At 64.7% G+C, this 360-nt stretch carries 1 protein-coding gene; it reads left to right on the plus strand.

The window, feature by feature from the left end; genetic code table 11:
* Positions 1–360 (plus strand): transposase (locus BQ17_RS06710; RefSeq protein WP_141699140.1); only part of this gene is annotated, 360 nt, incomplete at both ends.

The following is a 360-nucleotide window of genomic DNA, read 5'->3' on the forward strand; positions in this document are numbered from 1 at the left end:
TTCATGGCAAGAGTTACAAACAAGGCCAAGCCCGTAGCCAGGCCGCCCTCCTGCCGCCACGGGTCGAAGCTTATGTCAGCGAGACCAATCGGGTGCGGGCGATCGACGCCGCTGTCGATACGCTCGACCTGCCGGCATTGGGCTTTACCAATGCCGGCGGTGAACTCGCCCCGGGGCAACCGGCGTTCGATCCAGCCGCGCTGCTTAAGCGCGCGCTCTACGGGTACCTCAACCGCGTGCACAGCTCCCGGCGGTTGGAACGTGAGTACCGGCGCAACTTGGAACTGATCTGGTTACTGGAGGGACTGGTCCCGTGTTCTCGGACCATCGCCGAGTTTCGCCGGGTGAACGCGCGCGGCG

The sequence above is a fragment of the Candidatus Thiosymbion oneisti genome (genome assembly GCF_900092655.1).
In the GTDB taxonomy this organism is placed as follows: Bacteria; Pseudomonadota; Gammaproteobacteria; order Chromatiales; family Chromatiaceae; genus Thiosymbion; species Thiosymbion oneisti.